The sequence below is a fragment of the Arsenophonus nasoniae genome (assembly GCF_004768525.1).
GTDB lineage: Bacteria > Pseudomonadota > Gammaproteobacteria > Enterobacterales > Enterobacteriaceae > Arsenophonus > Arsenophonus nasoniae.
On record NZ_CP038613.1, the window covers coordinates 685,466 to 705,824 of the forward strand.

At 40.0% G+C, this 20,359-nt stretch carries 17 protein-coding genes and 5 pseudogenes; 16 read left to right on the forward strand and 6 right to left on the reverse strand.

Annotation, left to right across the window (positions count from 1 at the left end):
- Positions 1-8: 8 nt before the first annotated feature.
- A complete protein-coding gene (locus tag ArsFIN_RS03195; RefSeq protein WP_026823201.1) occupies positions 9-1,202 on the reverse strand; it encodes a BaiN/RdsA family NAD(P)/FAD-dependent oxidoreductase in 1,194 nt (397 codons plus the stop codon).
- A 252-nt stretch (positions 1,203-1,454) separates the two neighbouring features.
- On the opposite strand from ArsFIN_RS03195, the pseudogene ArsFIN_RS03200 reads away from it, so the two are divergent.
- A pseudogene (locus ArsFIN_RS03200) lies at positions 1,455-2,660 on the forward strand (tyrosine-type recombinase/integrase).
- Here the strand turns inward: ArsFIN_RS03200 and ArsFIN_RS03205 are convergent.
- From ArsFIN_RS03205 to istA, 4 genes and pseudogenes are all read right to left on the reverse strand, one after another.
- Positions 2,626-2,820, reverse strand: coding sequence for a MerR family transcriptional regulator (locus ArsFIN_RS03205; protein WP_135677452.1), 195 nt, complete (start codon positions 2,818-2,820; stop codon positions 2,626-2,628). The pseudogene ArsFIN_RS03200 and the gene ArsFIN_RS03205 overlap by 35 nt on opposite strands.
- Positions 2,821-3,039: 219 nt before the next feature.
- Positions 3,040-3,216: a hypothetical protein gene (locus ArsFIN_RS26175; RefSeq protein ID WP_167876652.1), complete on the reverse strand. Its 177-nt coding sequence runs from the start codon at positions 3,214-3,216 to the stop codon at positions 3,040-3,042.
- Between the two features lie 55 nt (positions 3,217-3,271).
- Positions 3,272-4,033, reverse strand: coding sequence for an IS21-like element helper ATPase IstB (gene istB, locus ArsFIN_RS03210; protein WP_135677453.1), 762 nt, complete (start codon positions 4,031-4,033; stop codon positions 3,272-3,274).
- Positions 4,020-5,060: pseudogene (gene istA / locus ArsFIN_RS03215) on the reverse strand (IS21 family transposase). The gene istB and the pseudogene istA overlap by 14 nt, the downstream one beginning before the upstream one ends.
- A gap of 89 nt (positions 5,061-5,149) precedes the next feature.
- Here istA and ArsFIN_RS03220 point away from each other — a divergent pair.
- The 14 genes and pseudogenes from ArsFIN_RS03220 to pitA all read left to right on the forward strand — a co-directional run.
- Positions 5,150-5,584: pseudogene (locus tag ArsFIN_RS03220) on the forward strand (HNH endonuclease); the annotation flags it as partial.
- A 240-nt stretch (positions 5,585-5,824) separates the two neighbouring features.
- Entirely contained in the window at positions 5,825-6,190 is a 366-nt protein-coding gene (locus ArsFIN_RS03225; protein WP_135677454.1) for a phage terminase small subunit P27 family, read from the forward strand.
- A pseudogene (locus tag ArsFIN_RS03230) lies at positions 6,165-7,819 on the forward strand (terminase large subunit). The gene ArsFIN_RS03225 and the pseudogene ArsFIN_RS03230 overlap by 26 nt, the downstream one beginning before the upstream one ends.
- Positions 7,820-8,021: 202 nt before the next feature.
- Complete coding sequence (locus tag ArsFIN_RS27145; protein ID WP_246067325.1) at positions 8,022-8,462, forward strand: phage tail tape measure protein; 441 nt, start codon at positions 8,022-8,024, stop codon at positions 8,460-8,462.
- Between the two features lies 1 nt (position 8,463).
- Positions 8,464-9,060, forward strand: coding sequence for a hypothetical protein (locus tag ArsFIN_RS03240; RefSeq protein WP_026824014.1), 597 nt, complete (start codon positions 8,464-8,466; stop codon positions 9,058-9,060).
- Entirely contained in the window at positions 9,060-9,641 is a 582-nt protein-coding gene (locus ArsFIN_RS03245; protein ID WP_026824015.1) for a hypothetical protein, read from the forward strand. The genes ArsFIN_RS03240 and ArsFIN_RS03245 overlap by 1 nt, the downstream gene beginning before the upstream one ends.
- 63 nt (positions 9,642-9,704) lie before the next feature.
- Complete coding sequence (locus tag ArsFIN_RS03250; RefSeq protein ID WP_051297181.1) at positions 9,705-10,382, forward strand: Ail/Lom family outer membrane beta-barrel protein; 678 nt, start codon at positions 9,705-9,707, stop codon at positions 10,380-10,382.
- Positions 10,382-10,780, forward strand: a complete 399-nt coding sequence (locus ArsFIN_RS03255; protein WP_026824016.1) for a DUF6950 family protein — start codon at positions 10,382-10,384, stop codon at positions 10,778-10,780. The genes ArsFIN_RS03250 and ArsFIN_RS03255 overlap by 1 nt, the downstream gene beginning before the upstream one ends.
- On the forward strand, positions 10,780-11,085 hold the full coding sequence (locus tag ArsFIN_RS03260; protein ID WP_026824017.1) for a hypothetical protein: 306 nt from the start codon (positions 10,780-10,782) through the stop codon (positions 11,083-11,085). Before ArsFIN_RS03255 ends, ArsFIN_RS03260 begins: the two co-directional genes overlap by 1 nt.
- 62 nt (positions 11,086-11,147) lie before the next feature.
- A protein-coding gene (locus ArsFIN_RS03265; RefSeq protein WP_135677411.1) for an IS3 family transposase occupies positions 11,148-12,307 on the forward strand; the annotation gives its coding sequence in 2 pieces (ribosomal slippage) (positions 11,148-11,427 and positions 11,427-12,307; 1,161 coding nt in all).
- Positions 12,308-12,321: 14 nt separating this feature from the next.
- The gene (locus ArsFIN_RS03270; RefSeq protein ID WP_135677455.1) at positions 12,322-14,565 is read left to right on the forward strand and encodes a phage tail tip protein J-related protein; all 2,244 of its coding nucleotides are present in this window, start codon (positions 12,322-12,324) and stop codon (positions 14,563-14,565) included.
- On the forward strand, positions 14,565-15,596 hold the full coding sequence (locus tag ArsFIN_RS03275; RefSeq protein ID WP_026824074.1) for a DUF6453 family protein: 1,032 nt from the start codon (positions 14,565-14,567) through the stop codon (positions 15,594-15,596). Before ArsFIN_RS03270 ends, ArsFIN_RS03275 begins: the two co-directional genes overlap by 1 nt.
- Before the next feature lie 9 nt (positions 15,597-15,605).
- Entirely contained in the window at positions 15,606-17,090 is a 1,485-nt protein-coding gene (locus ArsFIN_RS26930; RefSeq protein ID WP_210409096.1) for a phage tail fiber protein, read from the forward strand.
- 478 nt (positions 17,091-17,568) lie between these two features.
- Positions 17,569-19,056: an inorganic phosphate transporter PitA gene (gene pitA / locus ArsFIN_RS03285; RefSeq protein WP_026823239.1), complete on the forward strand. Its 1,488-nt coding sequence runs from the start codon at positions 17,569-17,571 to the stop codon at positions 19,054-19,056.
- Positions 19,057-19,176: 120 nt separating this feature from the next.
- Here the strand turns inward: pitA and uspB are convergent, their stop codons facing one another.
- Positions 19,177-19,494 carry a universal stress protein UspB gene (gene uspB / locus ArsFIN_RS03290; RefSeq protein ID WP_026823238.1) on the reverse strand — a complete coding sequence of 106 codons (318 nt, stop codon included), beginning with the start codon at positions 19,492-19,494 and terminating at the stop codon, positions 19,177-19,179.
- A 412-nt stretch (positions 19,495-19,906) separates the two neighbouring features.
- Here uspB and uspA point away from each other — a divergent pair.
- A pseudogene (gene uspA / locus ArsFIN_RS03295) lies at positions 19,907-20,338 on the forward strand (universal stress protein UspA).
- Positions 20,339-20,359 lie beyond the last annotated feature (21 nt).

Genomic DNA, 20,359 nt, shown 5'->3' on the forward strand with positions numbered 1-20,359 from the left:
CGAAAGCGTTAGGATTTTATCAGGTGTTGGGCACATGCCCAAGCTGAACTCCATGCCCATTGAAAGTTATATCCCCCTAACCAACCAGTAACATCAACAACTTCACCAATAAAGTAGAGTCCGATTACTTTTTCTGACTCCATTGTTTTTGATGAAATGCTACTCGTATCAACACCTCCAAGAGTGACTTCTGCAGTACGGTAGCCTTCTGTACTATTTGGTTGTATCTGCCAGTTGTGTAACCCTTCTGCAATGGTGTTTATCTGACTTTTATTAAGTTGTTTTAACGATTTATCTGGAATTTTTTTTAATATTTGTAGTGTCTCGATAAAGCGTTTGGGTAGATATTTTGCTAATAGGTTTTTTAACAATAGATTAGGATGAATTGTTTGTTCATGGGTTAAGTAGTCGATAAGATTAATATTGGGAAATAAATTAATACTTATATGCTCTCCTGGCTGCCAGTAACTTGAAATTTGCAAAATGGCTGGACCTGATAATCCTCTATGCGTAAACAGAAGATTTTCTTGGAATGTCATTGCATTTTGTGAACTAACTTTTACTGAAATAGCAATACCAGAAAGTGTTTGTAAAACGTCAAGCAGTGTCTTATGTAATGTGAAAGGCACTAAAGCTGCTCTTGTGGGCTGGATGTTATGTCCAAATTGCTCAGCTATACGATAACCAAAAGGAGTCGCTCCTAATTTAGGCATTGAAAGGCCACCGCTAGCAACAATTAATGCGTTTGAACTAATAACTTTTTCATTAACATAGACTAAAAATTTATTATCTATTTTTTTTATCTCAGTTATTTCGCTTTGAAAGCGTAAACTAACGCCAGCGACTTTACATTCAATTAATAGTAAATCGACGATATCTTGTGCGCTATTGTCACAAAAAAGTTGACCTAATATTTTTTCATGATAAGGGATATTATGTTTTTGTACTAATGCAATAAAATCCCATTGAGTGAAACGAGCGAGGGCTGACTTACAAAAATGAGGATTAGTAGATATATAAGCAGTAGGATCAATATAAAGGTTGGTGAAGTTGCATCGCCCGCCACCAGACATTAAAATTTTTCTACCCGCTTTTTTGCCATTATCCAGGACCAGTACTTTTAACCCTTTTTGGCCTACATTGGCTGCACAAAATAGACCAGCCGCTCCTGCACCTATAATGATTACGTCAAATTTTTCCACAAAATTTCTCTTTTATCTGAAAAGATATTTATTAATAATACAAATAATTTATAACAATAAATAACAGTCGTCAACAGTCGCTAATAGTCGATAAATTAAAATTAATACTCTGTTTTAAATCATTTTTATTTTTTACCTTAGTATATAATAGCTGTTTTTAGTCACCTATTATAATCCTTGTGTCATGAAATTTATGTACATATTGGTGTACATGAAATATCATAAAAAGATTGGACACAAGGAGAAAAAAAGATGGCGGTAAGTGATTCATGGTTAAGAGCGGTAAATGGTAAGCTACAAGCTAAAATGGTGACTAAATCAGACAGAGAGGGGTTATCAGTTCGCGTAACACCAAAAGGTAAAGTGATTTTTCAATATCGCTATCGTTGGCAAGGGAAAGGTGATCGGATAGATATTGGAACGTATCCGGCAATCAGTTTAAAAGATGCGCGGGATAGTGCGCTTTTTTACCGTGGTGAATTGGAGCAGCATAGAAATCCTAAAGTGGTTAAACGCACTCGGAAGCAACAGTCGATTGATGCGCAAACCGTTGAGTCGGTTATCAGAGATTGGTGGGAAAAATCGCTTAAAAATGCACAGATAAAAGCGGGCGAGATATTACGGTCATTTGAAATTTATGTTTTCCCCAAGATAGGCAATTTGCCTCATGATGAAACATTTGCATGTCTGGTTATCGCTAATTGAAGAGGTGGTAAAAGCAAAACCGGCTATAGGAGCACGGATCTTGCTTTATACCAAAACAGCCCATCGGTGGGGATACGTAGAAGTCATCAGTTTAAATCCGCTTATCGATGTGACCGCCAGGACTTGGGGGTGATAAATCAACAGGGCGAGAGGGTATTAAGTGAAGAAGAACTCAGAGTGTTATTTGCGTTAATTGATGCCCCAGACTATAACCCTAGAAATACCCTGATAATCAAGCTGGCGTTATTGTTTGGTTGCCGGATAGGTGAGTTGCTAAAAGCAAAAATGGCTGATTTCGATTTTACTAAAGGAATATGGACAGTACCGCCAGAAAATCATAAAACAGGGCGGAAAAGTAAAAAGCCGATTATCCGGCCTATTATTCCAGCGGCAGAGGAATTGATAAAAACTGCTAAAAAATTGAGTCAAGGCAGTGATTATTTGTTTACATTATCAAAAAATAAAACATTATGTGTACAGTGTCATACCGTTTTCATTACCGCTCTTAGCAAAAAAATGGCTAGTAGATTTGAGAACTATACTCACTGGTCAATTCACGATTTACGTAAAACCATGCGTACGGGGGTTGCGGAGTTAACTCAACCCCATGTTGCTGAAATCATGTTAGGACATAAATTACCGGGGGTTTGGCAGGTATACGATAAGCACACCTACCTAGAGGAACAGCGAGAGGCTTATGAGCGCTGGTGGAATAAAGTTAATCAAATCGTTTACCCATCTCCCAATCCATAATATCCTGCCGGGCAAAATTAAGCTCATCAGACCTAAACCGAGGGCGTGGAAAACCTTCCCGCCGTTGGTATCCGTTACCCGCCCACAGTCTGATAGTGTGAGTTGACACTCCGTACCTTTTTGCCAGTTCACTGGTTTTGACAAAAGGGGATTCATTCATAGGATTTTCTCCTTTATTACATCTTTACACCTGTTTTTATATACAGTGATTGATTTTTTTGTTACGATTTTCTTTGTTGTGTGCTTGCTATTCACAACGTGATTTTCCCTGGTGTTGGCCAGCCTTGTGCTGGTCTTTTTTAATAGCTAAATGCTTACCTTTCGATATTGCTAATTAGAGTAGGAAAATTCAGGTGGGATAATGCTTATTCTCTTTATGCTACTTCTTCAATGTGTCGAGGAATACCCCCAAATAAACCATAAGAGCTGGCACTAGCATGATGCCAATAACCAGTAGCTCTTGTCCGCCTAATTGAATATTGCCTAATTCGCCACGTTTAAACCTGATTTGTGGGTCAATGACGGCATCGGCATGCGCAATATTGTCAACGATCACCGAAAACTGATCCACTTTTTATCTAAATCCGATCAATCAAAATTGATCCACTGTTTTACTCAGTTATTGCTCCTGAGCGCCGCTTATCTTTCAATCGGTAGCTTTCACCGCTTAATTGCAGTACATGCGAATGATGAAGTAAACGATCAAGCATAGCGGCAGTTAATGTTGCGTCATCAGCAAAAGCACTTGGCCATTGCCCAAATGATAGGTTACTCGTCAATATGACACTGCCATGCTCATAATGCTTGGCAATCACATTGAAAAACAGGTTTGCTTCTTCTCGCCCAAACGGCAGGTATCCAATCTCATCGATAATCAACAACTTCGGGGCCATCACCGAACGTGATAGATATTGTTTGAGCTTATTTTGTCGTTTGGCAGTTGAGAGTTGCAACATCAGTTCAGCTGCCGTGGTAAAGCGGGTTTTCTTCTTGGCCTGTACTGCTTTTAATCCTAACCCAATAGCTAAATGCGTTTTGCCTACACCGCTTGGGCCAAGCAACACGACATTTTCATTACGTTCAATAAACGTTAATGCGCTTAATTCCTGTATGTGTTGTTTGGGGATCCCCGTTGCAAACTTAAAATCGAACGTATTAAGTTCTTTATGTGCTGGGAATCCTGCCATCCGACTCAAAAGATTACGAGTTCGTTCATCTCGTTGTTGTTGCTCACATTTTAACAGGGACAGTAAAAACTCTCCGTAGCTTTTGTCTTGGGCAATGCATTTTTCGGCAAGTGATGACCAATGAGTCGGAATAGAATTTAATTTCAATGACTCACACAGGTGTTCAATTTGTTCATGCAATAACATGTTCACCTCCCAGTAATGCTTCGTATACGCTGATTGAGTGTTGCAAACTGACAGATTCAAGGGGCGGTACGATAGGGATATTAAGCGTATTAGTCTGTGGGATAGATTGGCAAACCCTTGCTGGTAAGGGTAGAAGAGACTTAACTTCCTTAGCTAATCTATCTGCTGGCTTCTCTAACGTTGTTCCATGAATTCGCTGATGGGCAACGCGTTGTAACCATGGACCCACTTTTGCATTAGCTATTTCAATATCCAGTTCAAGATTATGAGCACGAAGGTCGGTGTTTAATGGCACGATAAAGCTGTTTTTTTAATAGTGGTTAAAGCGCTCTACTTTCCCTTTCGTTTTTGCCCTGTAGGGCTTGCAAGCCTTCAATTTAAACCCGTAATCTTTCGACATTTGAAGCATTTCGACATGTAATTTATGATCACCTTCTGCATAAGCATCCCGTTCGATGATGAGGGATTTTGCGTTATCACACAATACTTCCTGTGGTACACCACCAAAGTAGTCGAAAGCTTCTCTTAAACCTTGCTGCCACGATTCTGCTCGTTCATTATCAAAGAACTTTACATAACTCGCACGCGAATAGCCTAGCGTTGCAACAAACGCTTTCAGCGATTTTTTACCTCGCCGGATGCTGGTGAAGTCGATTTGCATTTGTTGACCTGGCTGTGTTTCAAAACGGACGACTACTTCGGGAACAATGCTTGGTTTAAATTGACAAACAAATCGGCGTAATTGAGCAATACCACCTTGATAGCCGTTTTCAACTACCTCATCAAATAAGACTGTTGCAGGGATCCAATCAGGTTTAGCCAGTTCAATTCGCTGAAGCAAATAAGGTTTAAAGGGGGATAATTTAGTCGGTTGTTGACTTCTTTTAGCATAAGTTGGCATTGTCTGTTGTTGTAAATGATGTTTTACGGTGTTACGGGATATACCCAACTCACTGGCAATTTTTCGAAGGCTTTGTCCTTGTGCAAAGCGAACATGAATATCCACAAATATCTCCTTGGTTAACATAAATTATCCGTACAAAAATGTGCGAATAATACCAAGTGGATCAGTTTTAGATGATCGTTAGTGGATCAGTTTTGCATGATCGGTGACAAGGCTGTAGCACCCGAGTTAAATCGGGTAAGTGCGAGGCGCATAAACGAGCAGCCAGACGCAGAGTAGAAAAACAACGAGGAACGCATACCCAGCGTGGCTACTCCAGCCAATGGGCTAAATATCGTCTGATTTATTTGAAGGAGCATCCTCTTTGCGTGAAGTGCGAAAGTCAGGGGATATATACACCCGCTAAAATCGTTGACCATATCATCCCAATCGATGGAGATAGCGATGTACTGTTCTGGTGGCAAGATAACCATCAATCATTGTGTCAGGGATGTCATAACCGCAAAATTATTCAGCAAGATCCAATAACTAAAGCACAGCGTAAAGCTGGCATGTTCCGTGAGCAGGAAGAAAAAGCTGCTCATCGTAATGACTGGATACACGAGTATAACCTTAATGGACGAATATCAGATAAATCAATTGATTAAGGGATTACTTAGACATAGCCAAGGTTATCGACGCGTTAAGCCAAGCGCGAATAAATCCTACGTTAAACGATTGACTCAGCGTGACCGTGAGCTAATGGAATGTTTTAGGAATCAGCCTTGGAAGTAGGGGGTGGGGGAGTTAAATATGACAACCCCCTATTGCGCTGGGACCGCACGTCAATCGAATTTTTATGCGCGGTCATTTTTTTGAAAATAAAACAATAAGGAAAACAGTAGATTATGGCAAGAGCACCCAAAGCCCCTAGCTATCTTGATGAGATTGCTACTACAGAATGGAAAGCTAAGGCAAAATTCGTTGCAGAGCGTAACGACCTGAACCCCACTGATTGGAGTAGCTTTGAGCTGTATTGCGTCAACTATTCCATTTACCGAAAAGCCGTTGCAGACCTCGCAGAACGCGGATTTAGTATCGCCAACAGTCAGGGAAGCGAAAGTAGGAACCCCGCATTAAGCGCCAAAGCTGAGGCAGAAAAAACCATGATAAAAATGGCCTCCCTATTAGGTTTTGACCCCGTATCACGTCGCCGTAATCCGGTAGAAATGCAAGAAGAAGATGAACTTGACCGATTGGCATCAATACGCTGAGCGCGTCAGAAATAGCGATATTCCGGCCTGTAAGCGCTTAAAACAGGCGGTTAATCGTTATTTTAATGACCGCAATAATCCCGTTTATACCTTCGATACGCCAACGGTAGCACGTTTTATCGCTTTTTCCCGTCTCTGCCCCCATGTAAAAGGACATCTTCGAGGTAAGCCCATTCAATTAGAACCTTGGCAGCAATTTGCTATAGCGAATATTTTAGGATTCAAAGAAGTTAGCACGGGAAGAAGAAAATATCGTAGTGCGTATATCCAAGTGCCAAGAAAGAACGCTAAGTCTACATTGGCTGCAATACTGGCTAATTGGTTTTTAATCATGGAAGGGGGGCAACAGGATATTTATACGGCAGCCGTGAGTCGAGACCAGGCACGCATTGTTTTTGATGATGCCCGTCAGATGTGTTTGCTATCCCCTAGCCTAAAGAAACGGCTGACTATCCAGCAACATAAAATAATTTATCCTAAAAATAACAGTTTGCTAAAGCCGCTTGCTGCCAAAGCTGCCACCATTGAGGGCACTAATCCGAGTCTGGCGATTGTCGATGAGTACCATCTACACCCTGATAATGCGGTTTATTCCGCGCTTGAGTTAGGGATGGGGGCACGCCCTGAAGCACTACTTTGCCATTACCACCGCAGGAGCAATGTTATTTCAGCCTGTAAACAGCACTATGATTATTGTTGTCAGATATTGGACGGTGAAGCGCAGAATGAATCACTCTTTGCCCTGATTTATGAACTAGACGAAGACGGTGAGCTTGATGATGAGCATAACTGGGTTAAAGCCAATCCTAATCTTAATGTCTCTGTAGAAAGTCATGCCCTGAACGATACGATTAAAAGCAAGGGAATTCCCTCACAATGGACAGAGATGTTAACCAAACGATTTAATATCTGGTGTCAGGGTCAAACGCCGTGGATGGGTGAAGGGCTTGGGCTGCCTGTCAACAGGACTACAAGGAAACGGATTTAAAGGGAAAAACCTGTTATGCAGGGATGGATTTATCCTCAACAAACGATATTACTAGCGTCTGTTATACCTTCCCACAAGAGAATGCGCTCTTGCTATTGAGCCGTCACTATATCCCCGAAGCGCAATTACAGAGTCCAGCGAATAAAAATAGAGCAATCTATCATCAATGGGTGCGGTTAGGCTGGCTGAGAACCACCAAAGGCGATTGTATTGATTATGACCGTATCAGAGATGATATTCTCAAAGACAGTGAGCAGTTTGAGATTAAGCTCATTGGCTTTGATACGTGGAATGCGACTCATCTTAGAACGCAATTACAGGGTGCAGGTTTAGATGTTGAACCCTTCCCACAAACCTATATGCGTTTAAGCCCTGTCGCCAAGTCAGCAGAAGTGTTTGTTAATCGTCAGAATATCCACCATAACGGCGACCCTGTTTTAACATGGGCGATCGCAAATGTAGTGATGGAAACCGATGCAAACGCCAATATTAAACCGAACAAGAAGAAATCGGCTAATAAAATCGACCCGGCCTTAGCGTTTCTGATGAGTTTTGGCACATGGCAGATAGAGCATGAGGACTTTACCTTTAGTTTGACCGATGAGCAGAAACAACGATTAGCTTCATTTGATGGTGTGTAGCGGGTTGATGGATATGAGGTATTTTGAAGATTATTTTTTATTTATCTTGTTCTCATGTTGTGTCTTGTTTATAGGCTCGTTCAGGACACTATGTATAAATACCTATATAAATAGTAACGCTAAATTACCTTTATTTTGAATAAAAATACTTAATTATCATATGATTAATTGATATGATGATATAACGCGCATGATTGTTAAAATGATGGTGTTTAAAGCCCTGAAATCAAGCTTAGGTGGCACTGGGCTGGGTAATTTTCTTGGTATAAAAGTCAATGCCCTTGGCGGAGTTTATCAATCTTCGGGCTTAAGTGCCTACCGTAATACCGTTGTTGATTCGCCGACGTTATTCCCGTTTGCTAAAGGAGTCGGGCTAATGGGTGAAGCAGGGCCGGAGGCCATTATGCCACTGACCCGAGGGCGGGATGGTTCGCTAGGTGTCCGGTCAGTAGGGGATCCATCACAGACACCAGGCAATACAGCGGTTCATATCCATCAGGTAATTAATGTGATGGGAAATGGCGATAAAGTCATTGGAGAAATAACCCAACGCGCAGCAAAACAGGGAGCAGATGATGCCATTGCACGCATTCAGCGGGATTTCGCCACCAATGGTCGAACAAGAAGATTATTAGGAGGTTAAGATGGCGGTAATGGAATGGCCGGAAAATATCATCCCTTCGACTATGAACTGGCAACTAGTGAGTAACAGCAAAACGTTTACGTCAACGTTTACCGGAAGTGTTCAGACGGTGCGTTTCCCTGGGAGTCGTTGGCGGTGCAGCTTAACTTTCAATAACCTTACTGAGGATAAGTCACGTGAACTTGAAGCGTTGGCTGCTGAGCTTGACGGTGAAAGTGGGCGAATAAAAATATACAACTGGATACGAAAAGGCTTAACGGGCAGAAGAGAGCCGGTAGTCAGCGTTGCTAACCAAACGGGGAGAATACTGCAAACCAAGGATTGGCTCCCCAGTTCAATTGTGATGAGAAAAGGCGATTATCTGACGGTGAATAACGAACTTAAAATGGTGACGAATAATGTAACCAGTGATGTCAAGGGGAATGCTGCCATACCCATTTCACCGATGTTGCGATACGCGCCTAAAATAAATGATAAAATAGAAACCCGTTCACCGTTTGGTATTTTTAAGTTAACGACCAATGACCAAGGAAATTTCCAGTATCGACCTGGCGTGTTTTCGACCGTCACCTTAGCATTTGAGGAGGCGCTTTACTAATGCTTTATCATCCCTTTTCAAACAACATGGTAAAAGCGATAAATGAGAACTATGAGCTTGTTATCGCCGCCCGTTTAGATTTAAAATCCGGTGTGACGCGTGCGCATACTGGTGTCGGCAATTTAGTTATTGCAGGTGAGCTTTATCAAGGTGTGGGTCAATTTGGCAAAGTGGAACAGGTTAAGGAACAAAACAATACCAGCCCACAACAACTCATCTTGTCACTGTCAGGGTTTGACTCGTTGTTGATTGGCGATGTTATGAATGAGCGCAGTCGAGGCCGGAATGTACGGCTAATGCTGGTTGCTATCAACCAGGAAGGGAAGCCTGAAATTGCAGAGGTGATATTCGCGGGTCAAATCTCAAACATTGGCGTGACGACAGGCGAAGAGAATGCGGTTGCAGTGACGGTATCCAATCGGTTTGAGCGCTGGTCCATGGGGTTACCGGACAGATTCACGGATGAGTCATGGCGCAAACGGAAAAGTGACGATCGCATATTTCGGTATGTGGCGCAAATGGCTGAGCGGGCGATTTATTGGGGCAGTAAAAAAGATGCGCCCGCTTTTGTGTATAGGTGAGGTTTGAGCAAAGATTAATTCACACTATGCTCATGAATGTTTTTTCTAATAGTAGGACAAACAATGAAAAAATTATTGTTGTGGGTTATCCCGACACTATTTTCAGGCGCGGTAATGGCAAAGGCGGGTGAGAGTACGCTCTCTTTTGGGTATTTGAATGTGAAATCGGGTGGAGTCAAAGACCAGGTTAATTTACTTAAAGATAACGCAAAGAAAGCGAGTGATGAAATTAATAGTCATTTTGGCAAACCGGCAATCCTTTCCTCAGATAGTTATCATGATTTAGGCGGCGCTTTTATGCGCTATCGGTATGAAATTGATGACGAATGGGGTGTAATCGGTTCAATTGCCTATTCTACCCAGGATTATAATGCCACTGCAAAGGCGGATAAAAATGATAAAAAAGATAGAATACATGCTACGGGTAAAGTAACCGGTGATTATGTTTCTTTGATGGTAGGCCCCACTTATCGCGTTAATGAATATGTCAGCCTTTATGGATTAATCGGTGGCGCCTATAAGAAAGCTTCTTATGAATCGAATTCACAAGAGTTCAGAAATGATAAATTAGTTAATAGCGCTAAATATTCAAATTCAGATAACAAAACACAGTTAGCCTATGGGGTTGGTATGCAAGTCAACTTCTGGCAAGGGGCAACTTTAGATGTGGGCTATGAACGTTCAGGCAGTGGCGAGTGGAAAACAGACGCTTTTACCATAGGTTTAGGGTATAAATTCTAATGCGACATCCAGACTGGGCAACCAGACTACCAGATACCCTAAGGGCGGCGATGAGTCGCCCTTTTTCATGGGGCGAACATGACTGTTGCTTGTTTGCCGCTGACTGTGTGATGGCCGTTTGTGATTTTGACCCTTGCTCAGAAATTCGCGGGCGTTATCGTTCAAAAGCGGGGGCATTACGGGTATTAAAAAATAAATTTGGCAGTTTACAACAGGGGGTAAGTCGTTTTTTCAACACAATACCCGTTGAACAGGCAAGGCGTGGCTATGTGGTGATGTTTGAGGGAGATGAAGGGCTAACACTGGGTGTTTTATGGGCAAATAAGATTTGGGCGGTGACGGATATTGGCGCAAGGCCGGTTGATAAAATTCCTGTCAGGGCATGGAGAGTTGAATAATGGGCAAAACCGTCACAAGCGTAATCGGTGCAGGGTTGATGGTCGCTGGCGTACTGGCAACGGGCGGCTTAGGATTGGCGTTGATTGCTGCGGGAATGGCCGTTCAAACCGCAGGCTCACTGCTGTTTCAGCAAAAGCCGCCGGATGGATATCGTGACCAGGCAGAACGTAAACAAATATTGCGCTCGTCGACGGCGTCAGAAACGGTGATTGTAGGTAAAACGGTTTGTTCGGGGTTATTATTTTTTGCCGAAACAAAAAAAATCAACGTGCCTGTTATAGGGGGGTTAAACTTCATACTGTAGTGGTCTAATAAAACTGTAGAGATTTATAGCTTATAATTAAGCCAAATCTTATAGGTATAAATATGACCCGAAAAGTAAAAGTAACCTTTAGCGGAAAGCAAAAACTGGAATATGCAAAACTCATGGTTGAAGGTGGATATAGCAATATCCAAGTTGAAAAAATATCCGGTGCGGGTAAATCTGCCGTATCACGATGGAAGCAACAATATCTTGCCGAGTTAAATGGGAATACGCCTGTAAAATCAAAAGCGTTAACACCCGAGCAACAGCGCATACAAGAATTAGAAGTTCAACTTAAGCGTGCTCAGAGGGATAATGACATATTAAAAAAAGCCGCGGCTTACTTCATCCTCGACAATCAAAACTCAAAATCGTGAAGCAACTGAAAATCATGTACCCCAATTTTACGGTCACTGAGTTATGCCATCTTTTTGAAGTAAGCAGCAGTAGTTTTTATTATGAAACGAAAATACCGACAGTTGAAAATGAAAGACTGTGTGGCGAAATCAAACGTATTTTTTATACATCGGGTCAAATTTATGGCAAAAGACGTATTCAAGCCGAGTTAAAGGGTTTAGGGCACCAAATTGGCACTTATAAAATATCGAACATCATGAAATTAAATCAATTAGTTGCAATTAGACCAACGAAAAAGCACTACTATCACTCATCGGGTAACGAACATCGATATGCCCCTAATTTGCTTAAACGACAATTTTCCCCTGAACAGCATAATCACTATTATGTCGGGGATATCACGTATATTAGACATCACTATGGGTGGAGCTATTTAGCCTGTGTGTTGGATTTAGCCACCAAAGAAATTATTGGTTATGCCTTATCAACAAAACCGGATTCGAAATTAGTGAAAGAAGCCTTAGATAACGCAATTGAACGGCAATTACCGGATACGACAAGTTTGATGTTCCATTCAGATCAAGGTTGCCAATATTCATCGGAGGAGTTTAGGGCGCACCTCTTTGAACGGAAAATAACTCAAAGCATGAGTCGGCGAGGTAATTGCCTCGATAATGCCGTGATGGAAAGATTTTTTAGGAGTTTAAAGACAGAAAGACTTAACCGTTTATCGTTTATGAATCATCAATCTGTTGTCTGTGAAGTTGAAAATTATATTCAGTTTTACAATTATTATCGACGCCATTCAACGATTGGTTATTTAACGCCACATCAAAAATATCATGAACTAAAAAATGCCGCTTAGATCTTCTACAGAATTTGTTGACCATTACACTCCGATTTACACTTTTCTATGACCAAGAAAAGTACCCACATGGTATACCCAATATAAAAGTGGAAGTGTGGGGGAAAGAACTGTTTGACCCAAGATCGAACAGAACCACTTGGAGTAATAATGGGGCACTGGTTATTTTAGACTATTATCGCCGTTATTTAAACGTGCCCGATAGTGATATCGATTTCAATGCTTTTAAGATTGCAGCGGATTTATGTGATGAGTCAGTGACGACGCCCGAGGGTAAATCTGAGCCGCGTTATACCTTAAATGGCGCCTATGAGTTATCGGAATCCCCCGCATCCATTCTCGAACATATGCACCGTTGTATTGGGGCAGAGCCAACGTACATTGCAGGGCAACATGGCATATTAATGTGGGCTTATCATGGCCCTGCTACGCTCAAAATTGAACCGCATCAAATCATCGACACGGTGAGTATTACGCCTGAACTGCCGTTAAGTGAAGCGACCAATGCGATTTATGGTACTTTTGTTGATGCGGAGCAAAAATACACTAAAACGGACTTTAGCCCTATTGTAATGGATAAATGGGTAGAAGAAGACGGACTTGAGATTAAAGAAAATATCGATTATCGCTTTGTCACCAGTCCCTATCAGGCACAGCGTTTGGCTAATCTTTATTTACGCAAAAAGCGCGCCGGCCGCAGGGTTCAACTAACATTAAACTTGGATGGCTACGCTTATCGTCCCGGCGATGTGGTATTGCTCGATTTACCGAATTTAGGCATTAAATCGCTTGAATTCCGCGTGGCTGAATGGAAATTTCATCCGCAGGAAGGCGTAGAAATTCTGTTAGAAGAAGACGGCGCTTATATTTACGAAGATATTATCGGTAAGCCTTTTGAAAGACCGCCATTTACGACATTACCAACAGGTGGTGTCGCCCCGCCGATAAATCTTGCCTTTATGCCTGTCAATATCGGTGATGTGGTTCAAGGATATTTAAGCTGGCAAGATGTGGCGGCGGATGTACGTTACAATACAGTCAATATTATTGAGGAAGGCAAAGTCATTCAAACGATCCAAGTACCTGGTGAGCGTGTTGATATTGCTGGATTACCAAGAGGAACCTATCGCGTTGAAGTTAGAGCCGTTAATGCAGCAGGGGCAATATCACAACCCACCATTCGTGATTTTTCAATCGTAGCCCCACCTCCGCCAATCAATGTTGATATTACTGTCGGCATGTTTTCATTAACCGCTGCTCCCAGGTTAGGCGATTCAGCCGCCTATGGCAGTACCTTTGAATTTTGGTTTAGTGATAAGAAATTGCCAGACGCATCAGAACATGAAGTCATTAATCATACCACTAAAGTCGGACAAGGACAGTTTTGGACACAGGAGAATCTTAAGGTTGGTCACGAGTATTATTTCTATATTCGTACGATAAACAGTTATGGTAAATCGCCTTTTGTAGAAGCATCAGGAAAACCGGATAGTTTACCGGGTGATATTTTAGAAGAAATCGACAAAAAAATTAACGACACAGAAGCGATTAAGCAGTTAAAGAAAGGAATAGACAGCAGCACGGAAGCGATACTGGAAAACGCGAAGGGACTCAACGGCAATACGCAGTATTTCATGCGTCAAAACGGCAAGATGAAGGCGGAAATTGTCAGGGTTGATAATTATGTGGTAACAGAGACCAAAGCTTTAGCCGAGTCTATCCATCAGGTCAGAGCGACAGCGGATAAGTCATGGGCAGCGGCGCAGAACTCGCTACAAGCCAAATATGACATGAAAAAGGGTGAGGCTTCTGCCACCTGGACATCGTTAGTCAAGATTGTTTATGACGGCGTCTCTTATGATGCAGGAATGGTCATTGGTGCGGAGCTTAAAAACGGCAAAGTCAGTACGCAAATTGGCTTTAGTGCCCAAACTTTCATCGTCTACAATCCGGCTAATGGCAAGATGGAGCCTGTTTTTGCTATTAGAAATGGGCAGGTTTTTTTACGCACAATATTTATTGATAAAGGAACGATTGAAGAATTATTAATCGGCTCTGTTATTCAGTCAAAAAATTATCAGGCGGGAGACACCGGTTTCAAGATAGATGGTGAAACCGGTATCGCAGAGTTTAATCGCTTACTCATTAATAAAGACTTTAAAATCATGGGAGATGCCTCAAAAATTGTGTTAGATAATACCGGGCTTGCCGTTTATCCCGCTTCTGGTGGGGTAATAAAACTAGGCAGGAGGCCATAATGTCAGATTACGGTTTGTTTGTTGATTTGAATGACGGTTTTAAAACCTTTGAAATAACCAGTAAAAGTCGAATACTGACAAAACTTTTAAGTACAAATAACCACGATCTAAAAAAAAGAGATCATAGCTTCACCATTCCTGAAGCAGATAAATATAATCTAATAATCGTCCCTAAAGTCATATCTAGACTTTATCAAGTATCCAGAAGTTATGCTGTACGTCAACTGAGACTTGAAAATATACGCGTTGAAGGAAATCAATTAAAGTGCAATTGGGATCGTTGGGGTATCCACTGGTTTTGGGGTGGCCCAGGAGGAGGGGTGTCAGATCGAGGAACATTTTTGTACGGTGAACAATACGAAAATGTGTATAAAATAGATGTTTATGGCTATCCAAAACAAGCAACTAGTGGTGATTATGGACTATTTATTGGTGGTTTAGGTAATGCAGTAGAAATCACTCAGCAATCAAAGTTAGGGTATTGTGTTTTTAGAAAGAAAATATCGATAAGTACTAATGGCACTTATAAAATCCCTAACACTGTTCCAAGTATTGGTAAAAGTCTAGTTTTTATTAGACCAACAAATCAAAATGCAGTTGTTTCTATCTCTAGAGACAATAAAAATATTTATAGCAATGTGCGAACAGATGTTTACGTACTCGTATTCACGACTGATTTTACACTATTGCCAGTTGATTACGGTCTTAATATTTACAATCAAAAAGGAACAGTGAGTTACTCATCTAATTATTTACCTTTTCTGGTTGGCGCTAATATAACATTAACCCAATGGGGAGTAACGGCGCCATTTGCACGCCCAATGTTACAAGCAAATGAATGTGCAGAAATGATAGATCGCGTCTATCAGGGCTGGACATATTGCAAAGCGGGCGGTTATCGTTTTCAAGGAAATACAATAACTATTCAGCAGGGAAGGAATTTAGAATGGGTGTTTGTAGATACATCAGCTATTGATGATATCACTTATAGCACGCCATCTTACGTTATCGACTTCGATCTTTATTTTTAGAGAAATTATATGATATATAACACAGGCACCGTAACCGTTGTGTCAGGCTCTTCTATTGTAAAAGGCACAGGCACAAAATGGAACAGTAATAATCCGTTGGTATCACCTGGCATGTTAATGCTGATTAAAAACGGCGATATTAACTATCCTTACATGATATTAACAGTTAACAGTGATACTGAATTAACGTTAGCAGATAAGCCGACTTTTAGCGCAACAGATACCCCTTACAGCATTAATCTCACTGAACCCAATAATAATTCTGATGCGGCAAGAGCACTGGTTGCAGCTAACACTTATATCCTTTACTTCCTGCAAAACATGGATACCTGGATGGGGGACAACGGTGTCGTTGAACTTACGCTACCCAGTGGCAAAACGGTTAAGTTAGAGTCGATTAAAGCACTGAAGGATATTGTTGAAGGCAAAGCAGATGCAAATGATATCGATAAAATCAAGGAAGCCGTAAAGGGTAAAGCTGATGCTAAAACTGTCGGAGAAATAAGCGAAAAATTAGAAACAAAATTTGATAAAGCAAGCGTATTACAAACGACAGGCAATGCCACAGATAAAGTGATAAGCCAAAAAGCCTGTGACGAGTTCTATGCCAAGAAAGATTCCTGGGAAAATTTCACTGCTGGGCAGATAAATATAAAGAGTAACGGTAATTATACCAGCTTGACCCTTATCAAAGGTGATGGGAATAAACTGTTACTCGAAACTGCCCCTGGCGATGCCTATTTCGTGTATAGAGATGCTAAAAATAACAATAAAGCCGTTGTCACTATTCCATCAAATAAAAATGGCACACTGGCTTTAACTAATAATCCTACAGATATAACCGCACCTAAATTAGTAGTTAAGTCTCCTAGTACTCATGGATATATAGAATTAATCGCAGCTAATGGTAATACTTGGCGAATAGGTTCTAATAATAATGACCAACGTTCATATTTTGAAAAAGTTGGAAAATTTAATATTTATTTACCCGGAAAGGGCGGAACTATAGCTCTAACCTCTGATATTCCTAAAATGAGGGCAGATTCTAACGGATATTTTAAAAAAGCCTCCCCGATTATTAAAATTCATCCTGATGGGCATTTTGAAACTAACGGAGAATCAGAAGGCGCAGCTGTTAAGCGAACTGGCGTTGGAAAATATTTAATTTCAGGAATATTGGGCTATAACTCGGATGGCGCATGGGGTGTGAATGGAGGTATTTCAGTACCTAAAGATATTAATGGATTAGAACTTATCTACGTCAAAGACAAAATTTTATCTAATGGTAGCATCGAGATTCAAACATTTCACCGACAACACCCCCATTTACAAGAAGATTTTCAGAACTGGCGGATTAAAGAAATTATTGATGGAAAACCCACTTATTATGTCGATGGTGAGCAGTGTGATATTCCACCCTCAACATGGCTAGATGTGAGGGTAGAAATGCCCGTTGATTCAATTTGGAATCAGCAACACGCGCAAAAAGAATAGCCCCATCATATTAGCAGCGTTGGAGGAAGTTGTTAACTATTAGTTGTTGGTTGCGGGTAAGTGGCTTTGTGTGAGATTGAGGTTTTGTACTTAGCGTTATGGCGAAGATAGCACACGGGGGTGAAAAAATAATTTGTACATAACTGTGTATATAAAAATAAAATAGATAAATTAATGTTATTTAACCTATTGATTAAAATGTATTATCTGAAAAGATATTTATTAATAATAAAAATAGCGAGTTTTTTATTAAATAGGGTAAAATATTTATTACGATTTAAATTTGAGTAGACAATGTTAGTAAGTGCTAAAAATCTACTTATCTTTTACTTTAGTAACTTAATGAAAGTAAAGAATATTTTTTTTATTTATTTTTTTTGTCAATTAAAGTCAAAAAAGATGTAGATTTTGCTTCCACCGCTAACGTTTGTCACTGATAATGCATTGAGTTCATATTCAACAAATTGGCTTAAGGTTTATGCTACATTTATTTACTGGTTTGGATTTCTACACCGGTCTGTTATTAATACTAGTGCTATTATTTGTGCTATTTTACGAAGCAATTAATGGTTTCCATGATACCGCAAATGCAGTAGCAACGGTTATTTATACTCGAGCAATGCGAGCTCAATTTGCGGTTGTTATGGCGGGTGTTTTTAACTTTTTTGGCGTTATTTTAGGTGGCTTAAGTGTTGCTTATGCCATTGTGCATCTATTGCCAACAGATCTTCTTTTGAATGTAAGCTCTGCTCATGGTCTAGCAATGGTTTTTTCTATGCTATTGGCGGCTATTATTTGGAATTTGGGTACCTGGTATTTGGGATTACCGGCTTCCAGTTCACATACATTAATCGGTGCTATTATTGGTGTTGGTTTAACCAATGCCTTAGTGACCGATTCCTCTATAGTGGATGCATTAAACATTCCAAAAGTGATTGAAATTTTTCTTTCTCTTATTCTTTCTCCTGCGATTGGTTTTGTTATAGCAGGATTGCTAATTTTCTTTTTACGCCGTTATTGGAGTGGTACGAAAAAACGTCGTCGCATTCATTTAACACCGGCTGAGCGAGAGAAGAAAGATGGTAAAAGAAAACCGCCATTCTGGACCCGTACTTCATTAATTTTATCTGCAGTTGGCGTTAGTTTTTCCCATGGCGCTAATGATGGTCAGAAGGGTATTGGTCTTATTATGCTGGTATTAATCGGCGTGGCGCCAGCCGGGTTTGTGCTTAATATGAATGCCAGTGGTTATGATATTACTCGTACCCATGACGCGATAGTGCATTTACAACATTATTATGAAGAACATCAGTCAGCAGTAAAGCATATTGTTAATAAGTCACAACACGAGTCGGAATTGGAAATTTTAGATGAGAAATTCCATTGTGATAATTCACGTCCTATTAACGTGTTAAAACAGACATCACTGATGTTGACGGATATTCAAAGTTATTCCGCGCTTAAGCCTGAGCAACGTAATCAAATGCGCCGATTATTAATGTGTTTATCAGATACGGCATTAGATGTAGCTAAACTACCTGAAACGTCCTCTTCCGATGCACGTTTTCTGCGTAATTTGAGTAACGATTTACTTAATACAGTAGAGTATGCACCACTGTGGATTATTATTGCCGTTGCTTTGGCGCTTTCTGTTGGTACCATGATTGGTTGGCAACGTGTTGCTATAACGATCGGTGAAAAAATTGGTAAAAAAGGTATGACTTATGCACAAGGGGTTTCTGCACAAGTGACTGCTGCGGTTTCCATTGGTGTTGCAAGTTATACGGGTATGCCTGTATCAACAATCCAAGTTTTATCCTCTGCTGTTGCAGGTACAATGGTTGTTGATGGTGGTGGTGTACAAGCTAAGACAATTAAAAATATATTACTGGCTTGGTTATTTACATTGCCTATTTCTATTATCCTTTCTGGTCTGTTTTATTGGATATCATTAAAACTAATATAGACACATGAGACAAGGTATATAACAAAAAACAGTGATGCTTAATTTAGGCATCACTATTTTTGTTCTTTTGATAATATATTATCTATCTCATTTAAATGTTATTTAAGCCGATTAAAATCCCTAAATGGCCCATATTAAACTGATAAAAACAATAATACTTAATCCACTGATTAACATAAATTGTTTGCGAATGCGTTCACAACGTAAAATAACTTCCGGATCGTGGTGATTAAAATATTGCTTAGTATTAATGTATCGAATTAGTTTTATATGCTTAGTCCATTGGCCATGGGCTGTAAAGAATCCGTTGCCATCAACAGATTGGTAGAACAAGGGATCAGATTCCCGCAGAATAAAAAGTAATACTCTGATTGAAGAAAAATATCGCATCATATTTATAATGCAAAGTATACATAATGCCCAAAACCATGCATGCATATTAAGATAATTACCTCAACAAATATAGATTTAGCCGCTGATATTGTTTTTAACAATCACAAAAGAGAATATTTGCTCATCAGTTGCCGGTTTATTTTTATTGTAGAATAATCTAACAACTTCACAAAATGACCCATTGGAATTATTTTTATTGATTTAATTTTTATGGTATGTATTTTTTAACGAATAATTAATGTCTTCAACACTATGATTTTTATGCTAAATTATGGAAAAATTAGCTGGTTTGGTCTATGCTAATTATTAGTAAGGAATCTATTTTTCATAATTTAATGGGTAAAATTTTTATTAAACTATGTTCAAGGTGATATTTAAGTATCAGGTTTGATCGCTAAATATTTATCATAAAAAGAGCTATTCTTTTGTAAGAGCGGACGTTTGAAAGGAGCTAAATATGGCTTACAAACATATTCTTGTTACAGTTGATTTGTCCCCAGAAAGTAAAACTTTAGTTGATAAAGCTGTCTCCATGGCAAAACCTTATAATGCAAAAGTTTCTTTAATTCATGTTGATGTAAATTATTCTGATCTTTATACCGGATTGATTGATGTGAATCTTGGTGATATGGAGCAACGTATTACCAAGGAAACTCACCATGCATTGACAAAATTAGCAAAAGAAGCAGATTATAAGATTGAAAAAGAATTGAGTGGTCGAGGTGATCTTGGACAGGTTTTGGTCGATGCAATAAAAGAATATAAGGTTGATTTAGTTGTGTGTGGTCATCATCAAGATTTTTAGAGTAAGTTAATGTCTTCGGCTCGTCAACTAATTAATACTGTTCATGTTGATATGTTAATTGTGCCATTAAAGGATAATGATTAATAATATTTATTAATAATTAAA

Bases quoted from the DNA above. Each gene is read 5' to 3' on its own strand.
- ArsFIN_RS03205 (WP_135677452.1), bottom strand. From the start codon at position 2,820: ATGAATGAATCCCCTTTTGTCAAAACCAGTGAACTGGCAAAAAGGTAC.
- istB (WP_135677453.1), bottom strand. From the start codon at position 4,033: ATGTTATTGCATGAACAAATTGAACACCTGTGTGAGTCATTGAAATTA.
- ArsFIN_RS03225 (WP_135677454.1), top strand. From the start codon at position 5,825: ATGGCAAGAGCACCCAAAGCCCCTAGCTATCTTGATGAGATTGCTACT.
- ArsFIN_RS27145 (WP_246067325.1), top strand. From the start codon at position 8,022: ATGATGGTGTTTAAAGCCCTGAAATCAAGCTTAGGTGGCACTGGGCTG.
- ArsFIN_RS03240 (WP_026824014.1), top strand. From the start codon at position 8,464: ATGGCGGTAATGGAATGGCCGGAAAATATCATCCCTTCGACTATGAAC.
- ArsFIN_RS03245 (WP_026824015.1), top strand. From the start codon at position 9,060: ATGCTTTATCATCCCTTTTCAAACAACATGGTAAAAGCGATAAATGAG.
- ArsFIN_RS03250 (WP_051297181.1), top strand. From the start codon at position 9,705: ATGAAAAAATTATTGTTGTGGGTTATCCCGACACTATTTTCAGGCGCG.
- ArsFIN_RS03255 (WP_026824016.1), top strand. From the start codon at position 10,382: ATGCGACATCCAGACTGGGCAACCAGACTACCAGATACCCTAAGGGCG.
- ArsFIN_RS03260 (WP_026824017.1), top strand. From the start codon at position 10,780: ATGGGCAAAACCGTCACAAGCGTAATCGGTGCAGGGTTGATGGTCGCT.
- ArsFIN_RS03275 (WP_026824074.1), top strand. From the start codon at position 14,565: ATGTCAGATTACGGTTTGTTTGTTGATTTGAATGACGGTTTTAAAACC.
- ArsFIN_RS26930 (WP_210409096.1), top strand. From the start codon at position 15,606: ATGATATATAACACAGGCACCGTAACCGTTGTGTCAGGCTCTTCTATT.
- pitA (WP_026823239.1), top strand. From the start codon at position 17,569: ATGCTACATTTATTTACTGGTTTGGATTTCTACACCGGTCTGTTATTA.
- uspB (WP_026823238.1), bottom strand. From the start codon at position 19,494: ATGCATGCATGGTTTTGGGCATTATGTATACTTTGCATTATAAATATG.